The sequence below is a fragment of the Pseudomonas sp. NFACC56-3 genome (assembly GCF_900100025.1).
GTDB classification, from domain to species: Bacteria; Pseudomonadota; Gammaproteobacteria; order Pseudomonadales; family Pseudomonadaceae; genus Aquipseudomonas; species Aquipseudomonas fluorescens_AA.
This window is the reverse complement of record NZ_FMTK01000009.1, coordinates 199,868-209,455: the sequence shown is the minus strand read 5'-3', so window position 1 is coordinate 209,455 and position 9,588 is coordinate 199,868. Positions and strand designations below refer to the sequence as shown.

At 62.0% G+C, this 9,588-nt stretch carries 3 protein-coding genes and 1 rRNA gene; all 4 read left to right on the top strand.

The window, feature by feature from the left end; translation table 11 throughout:
- The first annotated feature begins 13 nt into the window (after positions 1-13).
- The 4 genes from rrf (at position 14) to recD (ending at position 9,516) form a co-directional block, all read left to right on the top strand.
- Positions 14-129 (top strand): 5S ribosomal RNA (rrf, locus tag BLO80_RS15075).
- Between the two features lie 155 nt (positions 130-284).
- Positions 285-3,737 carry an exodeoxyribonuclease V subunit gamma gene (gene recC, locus BLO80_RS15070; RefSeq protein ID WP_092328746.1) on the top strand — a complete coding sequence of 1,151 codons (3,453 nt, stop codon included), beginning with the start codon at positions 285-287 and terminating at the stop codon, positions 3,735-3,737.
- Positions 3,734-7,423 (top strand): exodeoxyribonuclease V subunit beta, encoded by a 3,690-nt coding sequence (recB, locus tag BLO80_RS15065; RefSeq protein WP_092328743.1) that lies wholly within the window; start codon positions 3,734-3,736, stop codon positions 7,421-7,423. The genes recC and recB overlap by 4 nt, the downstream gene beginning before the upstream one ends.
- Positions 7,420-9,516, top strand: coding sequence for an exodeoxyribonuclease V subunit alpha (gene recD, locus BLO80_RS15060; protein WP_092328741.1), 2,097 nt, complete (start codon positions 7,420-7,422; stop codon positions 9,514-9,516). Before recB ends, recD begins: the two co-directional genes overlap by 4 nt.
- Positions 9,517-9,588 lie beyond the last annotated feature (72 nt).

Below are 9,588 nucleotides of genomic sequence, written 5' to 3'. Positions count from 1 at the left end.
GGCTACCGAATTTCTTGACGACCATAGAGCATTGGAACCACCTGATCCCATCCCGAACTCAGAAGTGAAACGATGCATCGCCGATGGTAGTGTGGGGTTTCCCCATGTGAGAGTAGGTCATCGTCAAGATTGAATTCCGAAACCCCTATCTGCTGATGCAGGTAGGGGTTTTGTTTTGCCCGCAGGAAAGTTCTTACGACAAGCGCGGACAGCTCCCGGCTGTCACAGCCCCCCGACAGTGCTAAGGTTCTGCCCTAGCTTTTGCATTTTCAAGGATGCCTTTCATGCCGGACGCAACGTCCCTTAGCCCAGCTTTCATGGTGGTTCACGGGAATCGCCTCGATGAGTTGCGCAGCCTGGTGATCAGCTTGATGCGGCGCTACCCGCTGGCTCCCCTTGAAAATGAAATCGCCCTGGTACAAAGCAACGGCATTGCCCAATGGCTCAAGCTCGCACTGGCCGAAGACCCGGAAGATGATGACTCCGGCGGCTGTGGTATTGCGGCGGCCATCGATGTGCAACTGCCGGGCAGTTTCATGTGGCAGCTGTATCGAAAAGTCCTGGGGCGTGACGAGATTCCAGCCAAGTCCCTATTGGACAAGGCTCCGCTGACCTGGCGCCTGATGCGCCTGCTGCCGCAGTTGATCGAGCAGCCTCATTTCGAACCTTTGCGACGATTCCTCACCCACGACACCGACCTGCGCAAGCGCTATCAACTGTCCGAGCGCCTTGCCGATCTGTTCGACCAGTACCAGGTGTACCGGGCCGACTGGCTCGAGGATTGGGCTGAAGGTCGACACCAGACACGAAATGTCCGAGGCGAAATCAAGCCGCTCTCGCTGGCGAACTGCTGGCAAGCGGAACTGTGGCGAGCCTTGTTGCTGGATGTGGGTGAACAAGGCATGGCGCAAAGCCGTGCCGGCGTCCACCAGCGCTACATCGAGCGTATCAACAACCTGGAAGTCGCTCCGAAAGGCTTGCCGGCGCGGGTCATCGTATTCGGTATTTCTTCGTTGCCTGCCCAAGTCCTCGAGGCGCTTGCCGGTCTTTCCCGGTTCAGCCAGGTTCTGCTCTGCGTGCATAACCCATGTCGTCATCATTGGGCAGACATCGTCGCCGACAAGGATCTGCTGCGCCACCAATACAAGCGTCAGGCCCGCAAGACCGGCATGCCCGCCGTCCTCGATCCGCAAACCCTGCATCAACATGCCCATCCGTTATTGGCTGCCTGGGGCAAGCAGGGGCGCGACTATATCAACCTGCTCGACAGCTACGACGACCCCAACAGCTACCGCGCGGTATTTCGCGATGGGCGAATCGACCTGTTTACGGATGGGACCCCCACGACCCTGCTCAGTCAGTTGCAGGATGACATCCTGGAACTGCGCCCCCTGAACGAAACCCGGGAACACTGGCCTGTCGTCGATACGCAGCGAGACGGCTCGATCCGCTTTCATGTGGCCCACGGCGCCCAGCGTGAAGTCGAGATTCTCCATGACCAGTTGCTGGCCCACTTCAGTGCGGATCCGTCTCTGCGCCCACGGGATATCATCGTCATGGTCCCGGACATCGACAGTTATGCGCCGCACATTCGCGCGGTGTTCGGCCAGCTCGACAGGAGCGACCCTCGTTTCATTCCATTCACGCTGACGGACCAGGGCCAGCGTGGACGTGATCCACTGCTGATCGCCGTCGAGCATTTGCTCAAGTTGCCGGACAGTCGTTTCCCGGTCAGCGAAATCCTCGATCTGCTGGATGTCCCGGCGTTGCGCGAACGGTTTGGCATCGATGAGGCCGACCTGCCGACATTGCACCGCTGGATCGAAGGGGCGGGGATTCGCTGGGGAATGAGCGCCGAACACCGTGCCGGGTTGGGCTTGCCCGCGGAGCTTGAACAGAACAGCTGGCGTTTCGGCTTGCGTCGCATGTTGCTGGGGTACGCTGTCGGCAGTTCGCAGGCCTATGACGGCATCGAGCCCTACGACGAGATCGGTGGCCTGGACGCGGCATTGATCGGTCCGCTGGTTGCGTTGCTGGATGCCCTGGAGGTCGCTCATCAGGAACTCACCCAGCCGGCATCGCCGCAGCAATGGGGTTCGCGCCTGCACGACCTGATGCAGCTGTTTTTCCAGGCGAGCAACGAGCATGACGACTATTTGCTGGCCCAACTCGAAGACTTGCGTGAAACCTGGTTGGAAACCTGTGAGTCGGTGGGGCTGCAAGATGAATTGCCGCTGACGGTGGTGCGTGAAGCGTGGTTGGCCGGGCTGGATCAAGGGCGGCTGTCCCAACGCTTCCTGGCGGGAGCCGTCAACTTCTGTACCTTGATGCCAATGCGCGCGATCCCCTTCAAGCTGGTGTGCCTGCTGGGGATGAATGACGGTGATTACCCGCGAGCCCAGCCACCCTTGGACTTCGATCTGATGGGCGGCGATTATCGCCCGGGCGATCGTTCCCGCCGTGAGGATGACCGTTACTTGTTGTTGGAAGCGCTGCTTTCGGCCCGGGAAAAGCTGTACATCAGTTGGGTGGGTCGCAGTATCCGCGACAACAGTGAACAACCGGCATCGGTGTTGATCGGCCAACTGCGCGATCATCTCGCCAGCGGCTGGCGGTTGGCCGATGACAGCAAGAGTCTTCTCGATGCCCTGACCCAGGAACATCCGCTGCAACCGTTCAGTGCGCGTTATTTCCATCAAGGTGACGAGCTGTTCAGTTACGCCAGCGAATGGCGAATGCTCCACGACACTTCCGATCACACCGATAAAACCCAGGTGCTGGCACCTTACGTCCAGGAAGAACCTTTGGGCCTCGGTCAGTTGCAGGACTTCCTGCGCAATCCCGTCCGCCATTTTTTCAGCCAGCGGCTGAAAGTATTCTTTGAAGCCATCGAGGCGCCTCTGGCCGATGACGAACCTTTCGTGCTCGACGCGCTGCAACGCTACACCCTGAGTGACAGCCTGCTCGAGGCTGCGCTGGTACGCCTGGACCAGCCGGATCTGGCCTTGGCCGCCCACGCCCAGAGACTCCAGAACAGCGGCCTGTTACCGATGGCCGGGTTCGGAGAGTGCATGCAGCGCGAATTGATCGAACCCTTGCCGGATCTGCTCCAGCGTTACCAACAGCTTCTGGCGTTATGGCCCACACCGCTGAGCAGTGCCGTGCCCGTCAGCCTGCACTTGCAGGGCGTGAGTGTCGAAGGGTGGCTCAGTGGCCTGCACCAGCGCGCCGACGGTGCGGTTCTCGCCATCACGGCTATACCCAATAGCATCGGCTCCACCAAGACCCGCAAGTGGCATCGCCTGATACGGCCCTGGGTCAACCATCTCGTGGCCTGCGCTAACGGCTTGTCGTTGACGACGGCGCTGGTGGCCAGTGATGACAGCTTGCTGTTGGCACCTTTCGAAGAGACTGTCGCACGAAAGCTGCTGGGCGATATGCTGCTGGCTTGGCAGACCGGTATGCGCCAGCCGTTGCCGATCGCGGTGAAGACGGCTTTCGCCTGGCTCGGCCAGAGTGATCCGCTCAAGGCCGAAGCCGCGGCGCGCAAAGCCTATGAAGGCGATGGACAGACGTTTGAAGGCGAACGGCGGGAAAACCCGGCCTTGGCTCGACAGTTTCCGGATTTCGCGGCCTTGATGGCTGACGAAACATTTCCCGACTGGTGCGATGCGCTTTATCGGCCATTGCTCGAAGCCCAATGGCGTTCATCGGCCGGCGAGGAGGCCCGTTCATGAGTCGGCAGACACCATTGGCCCTGGCTTTTCCGCTACGAGGCAGCCAACTGATCGAGGCCAGCGCCGGTACCGGCAAGACCTTCACCATTTCGGCACTGTACCTGCGTCTGGTGCTGGGGCACGGCGGTTCGGCGTCCGGTTTTGGTCGCGAACTGCTTCCGCCGCAAATCCTGGTGGTGACCTTTACGGACGCTGCCACCAAAGAATTGCGTGAACGAATTCGAACCCGTCTGGCCGAAGCCGCACGTTTCTTTCGCGAAGAGATCCCCGCCCCGGATTCACTGATCGCTGCATTGCGCGATGAATTCAGTGCCGAGCAATGGCCAGGCTGCGCGAACCGGCTGGACATCGCCGCGCAGTGGATGGACGAAGCGGCTGTTTCGACCATCCACAGCTGGTGCCAGCGCATGTTGCGTGAGCATGCCTTCGACAGCGGCAGCCTGTTTACCCAGACCCTGGAAACCGACCACAGTGAATTGCTGGGCGAGGTATTGCGCGATTACTGGCGGCTGTTCTGCTATTCGATGCAAGGCGAGGCGCTGAATTGGGTGCGTGCCCATTGGGGAGGGCCGGCTGCGCTGCTGCCACGGGTGAGGGGGCTGTTTTCCAGCGAGCGTGGCGACGCTGACGGGCTTGAGCCTGCCGAACTCATCGCCGCCTCCCTGCAGGAGCGCAGTGCTGCCTTGCTCGATCTCAAGGCGCCATGGCGACAGTGGGCCGTGGAGCTGCTGGAGATCTGCCAGCAAGGCGTCGCCAGCAAGTCTGTCGATGGGCGCAAGATGCAGGCGCGTTACTTCGAACCGTGGTTTCAGAAAATCACCGCCTGGGTCGATGACGAAAGCCTTGAGCTGTTGGACATCGGCACCGGGTTCACGCGCCTGACCCCCGAGGGCATGGCTGAAGCCTGGAAAGGCGAAGTGCCCAACCATCCTGGGCTGGACGCCATGGCCGGTCTCAAGGCCAGCCTGGATGCGTTGCCCACGCCAGATGCCGCGGTGTTGCAGCATGCCGCGCAATGGGTCGGGGCGCGCTTCGAAGCCGAGAAGCGTCGCCGCGCCGAAATGGGCTTCGACGACATGCTGCTGCGTCTCGACGCGGCGTTGCAGGCCGACGGGGGCGAGCGTCTGGCGAGCCTGATTCGCGAGCAGTTCCCCGTGGCGCTGATCGATGAGTTCCAGGACACCGACCCGGTTCAATACCGGATCTTCGAAAGCATCTACCGCATCGAAGACAACGACCCTGAGACCGGGCTTTTCCTGATCGGCGATCCGAAGCAGGCGATCTACGCTTTTCGCGGTGCCGACATCTACACCTACCTGCGCGCTCGCCAGGCCACGGCCGGCAGGTTGCATACGCTGGGCACGAATTTCCGTTCCAGCCATGCCATGGTGGGTGCGGTAAACCATATTTTCCAGAAGGCCGAGTCCCGTCCGAAGGGGCGCGGCGCCTTTCTGTTCCGTGAACCTTCGGGTGAGAACCCGGTGCCGTTCCTGTCCGTTGAGTCCCAGGGGCGCAAGGAGTCCTTGCAGGTGGCAGGACAGGCCGTTGCGGCGCTGAACATCTGGCACCTGCCGTCGGAGCAGCCGCTTTCCGGTGCGGTGTACCGGCAATCCATGGCGGCCGCCTGCGCCAGCGAGATCACGGCATTGCTCAACGGTGGCCAGTCGGGACGCGACGGTTTCGCGGTCGATGGCGAAACGTTGCGCGGGTTGCGCCCGGCGGATATCGCCATCCTGGTGCGCGACGGTAAAGAAGCGCAGGCCGTGCGTGCCGAGCTGTCCGCGCGGGGCGTGCGCAGTGTCTATCTGTCCGACAAGGATTCGGTCTTCGCTTCGCAAGAGGCGCGGGATTTGCTGACCTGGCTCAGGGCCTGCGCCGAGCCGGATGTGGAGCGACCGCTACGGGCAGCGCTGGCCAGCATCACGTTGAACCTGCCGCTGACGGAGCTGGAGCGCCTCAATCAGGATGAGCTGGCTTGGGAAGCCCGGGTCATGCAGTTTCGTGGTTATCGCTCGGTCTGGCGCAGCCAGGGCGTGCTGCCGATGTTGCGACGCCTGCTGCATGATTTCGAACTGCCCCAGGCCTTGATGGCGCGCAGCGATGGCGAGCGGGTGCTGACCAACTTGCTGCACCTCTGCGAACTGTTGCAGCAGGCCGCCGGTGAACTGGATGGCGAACAAGCCTTGATCCGGCATTTGTCCGAGCACCTGGCTTTGTCCGGGCAGGCGGGAGAAGAGCAGATCCTGCGCCTGGAAAGCGATGAGCAGTTGGTCAAGGTGGTCACGATCCACAAGTCCAAGGGCCTTGAATATCCGTTGGTTTTCTTGCCCTTCATCTGTTCGACGAAACCGGTGGATGGCAGTCGATTGCCGTTGCATTACCACGATGAGGCCAACAAGGCGCAGATCAGCCTCACGCCCACCGCCGAATTGATCGCCAAGGCCGATGACGAGCGTCTGGCCGAGGACCTGCGGCTGCTCTACGTGGCACTGACCCGGGCGCAACATGCCTGCTGGCTGGGGGTGGCGGACCTCAAGCGGGGCAACAACAACAGCTCGATCCTGCATGTGTCCGCGCTGGGTTATCTGTTGGGCGGCGGTGTGCCGTTGGCCGAGTCGGTGGAGCTGAGGCGTTGGCTGGAAGACCTGCAACAAGGCAGTGTCGCGGTGAGTTGCCAGCCAGTGCCCGAAGCCACCGACGAGCGCTACCGGCCGCCGCGCAACGACGCTGTGTTGCTCGAACCCTTGGTGCCCTTGCGAAAAGCCAGCGAAAATTGGTGGATCGCGTCTTACAGCGCCCTGCGCATCGGCGAAAGCCTGAGCGAAGGCAGCGATACCGCGCCAGAGAGTCCGCAGGCCCAGAAACTGTTCGACGATGAGCGACTGGACCCGGACGCTCCCAGGGAGACCAACGCCATCGGTGGCGATATCCACCGTTTTCCCCGTGGTCCCGGCCCCGGCACTTTCCTCCATGGCCTCTTGGAGTGGACCGCGGGGGAAGGCTTTTCATCTGCGCCGGCGGATATCGAGGATGCCATTGCCCGACGCTGCAATCGCCGAGGCTGGAAAGGTTGGATCGCCACATTGAGCGACTGGCTGCAGCACCTGATCAAAATGCCCATGCCCGTCGGCGACGACCAGGCGCCGGTGGTGCTCGAACAGCTGACCCGCTTCCAGGTCGAGATGGAGTTCTGGTTCGCCAGCCACAAGGTCGATGTGCAAAAGCTTGATCAACTGGTTTGCCGCTTCACCCATGGCGGTGTGGCCCGCGTCGCGGCGGAGCCGGTGCTGCTCAACGGCATGTTCAAGGGCTTCATCGATTTGACGTTCGAACACGACGGTCGATATTACGTGGCCGATTACAAATCCAACTGGCTGGGTGTCGATGACATGGCCTACACCGTACAGGCCATGGAACAGTCGATCCTGGACCATCGCTACGACCTGCAATACGTGCTGTACCTGTTGGCCCTGCATCGCCAGCTCAAGGCGCGGCTTCCTGGTTACGACTACGACCGGCATGTCGGCGGCGCGCTCTACCTGTTCCTTCGCGGCACCCGCTCAACCAGCCAGGGCGTGTATTTCACCAAGCCGCCACGGGCCTTGATCGAACAACTGGATCGGCTGTTCCAGGGCGCGCCCGAACCCAAGGCCGAGCCGGCGTGGGTACAGGGAGAACTGCTATGAGTCGTTCCTTTGCCGACCTGCTGCCCAAGGCCTCCGACGACGAGAGCCCGGTTGACCTGGCCCCCTTGAGCCGTGCCCAGGACCTGCTGTCGTTACTGACGCGCTGGGTCGAGCGCGGCTGGTTGCGCGCCCTGGACAAGGCATTCGTGGCGTTCCTCCATGAACGGGCGCCGGACGGTGACCCCTTGGTCCTGCTCGCCGCTGCGTTGACCAGTCATCAACTGGGCCACGGGCATGTTTGCCTGGATGTGTTCGAGACCCTCAAGGAGCCGGACTTCGCCCTGTCGCTGCCCCCCGAGGGCGACCTGCAGCCAGGCGTGATGCTGTTGCCCTCGCAAATATTGCAGACACTGGACGGCGCCCATTGGTGCAAGGCCCTGGCGTCCAGCCGGCTGGTGGCCCTGGCTGCGGATGGGAGCGAAGAGGCGCAGCAACGTCCGTTGATACTGTCCGGCAAGCGTCTTTATCTGCGCCGCTACTGGGGTTATGAACGACGGATCGACGAGGCGTTGCGCCAACGGCTGATTGACCATGAAGCGGCGCCTGGGGATCTGCGCGAGCGTTTGGACGGGTTGTTCGGGCCGGCCAATGCCAACGGCCCGATCGATTGGCAGAAGCTGGCCTGCGCGCTGGCGACTCGTGGGGCCTTCAGCATCGTGACCGGCGGCCCGGGTACCGGCAAGACCACCACCGTTGTGCGCCTGCTGGCGTTATTGCAGGCTCCGGCCGTCGAGGTTGGGAAGCCGCTGCGAATTCGCCTGGCTGCGCCCACTGGCAAGGCGGCGGCGCGCCTGACCGAGTCCATCAGCCAGCAGGTCCGGACCCTGGACGTGGATGAGGCTGTGCGCGAACGCATTCCGTGCGACGTTACGACGGTCCATCGTTTGCTGGGCAGCCGCCCCGGCACCCGGCATTTTCGCCACCATGCAGGCAATCGCTTGCCGTTGGACGTATTGGTGGTCGATGAGGCGTCGATGATCGACCTGGAGATGATGGCCAATCTGCTGGATGCGCTGCCGGCCCATGCACGGTTGGTGTTGCTGGGGGACAAGGACCAGTTGGCTTCTGTAGAGGCCGGTGCGGTGCTGGGGGATTTGTGTCGAGACGCCGAGGACGGTTGGTACAGCCCCCGGACCCGAGCCTGGCTTGAGTCGGTCAGTGGTGAAAACCTGGCGGCCAGTGACCTGCGGCAAGACCTCGACGGCACTCATCCCCTGGCGCAGCAAGTGGTCATGCTCAGGCATTCCCGGCGCTTCGGCGAAGGCAGTGGGATCGGCCAACTGGCTCGCTGGGTCAACCAGCAGCAGCCTGAAAAGGCCCGACAGTTGCTGGAGCAAGGGCAATATGCCGATCTGTCCTCCCTGAAATTGGCGAGTGAGCACGACACGAAGCTGGAAAAGCTGTTGCTCGACGGCAAGCCAGAAGGGCCCCAGGGGTATCGGCATTACCTGAGCCTGCTGCGGCAGCGTCGCCCGGCCATTTCTCGCCCCTTGGAGGACGGTTGTTGGGCCGATTGGGCGCGGGAGGTACTGGCGGCCTTCGACGAATTCCAATTGCTTTGCGCGGTGCGTAAAGGCCCGTGGGGCGTTGAAGGGTTGAACCAACGGATCACCGCCGCATTGCTCAAGGCCCGCCTTATCGATAGCGATCATCAGTGGTACGAAGGACGCCCGGTGCTGATGACCCGTAACGACTATGGGCTGGGGTTGATGAATGGCGATATCGGCATCGCCCTCAAGCTGCCCGAGCGTGACGGCCCCGATGCCGGCAAGCAGGTCCTGCGGGTCGCTTTCCCGCGCAATGACGGCCAGGGCGGTGTGCGTTTCGTCCTGCCCAGCCGACTCAATGACGTGGAAACCGTGTATGCCATGACGGTGCACAAATCCCAGGGTTCGGAATTCACCCATACCGCGCTGATCCTTCCGGATGCGCTCAACCCGGTCTTGACCAAGGAACTGGTGTACACCGCTATTACCCGGGGCAAGCAATGGTTCAGCCTGATCGAACCGCGAGTGGGCATCTTCGAGGAGGCGGTGCGGCGCAAGGTCAAGCGCTTGAGCGGGTTGATGCTGGAGTTGGAGCAGGCTGACTGAATCATCAGCTTTTAATGGTTCATGCCCCACGGCAATTTTGCCTGTTTCGCTCCGAAGTCTGCGTAAGACGTG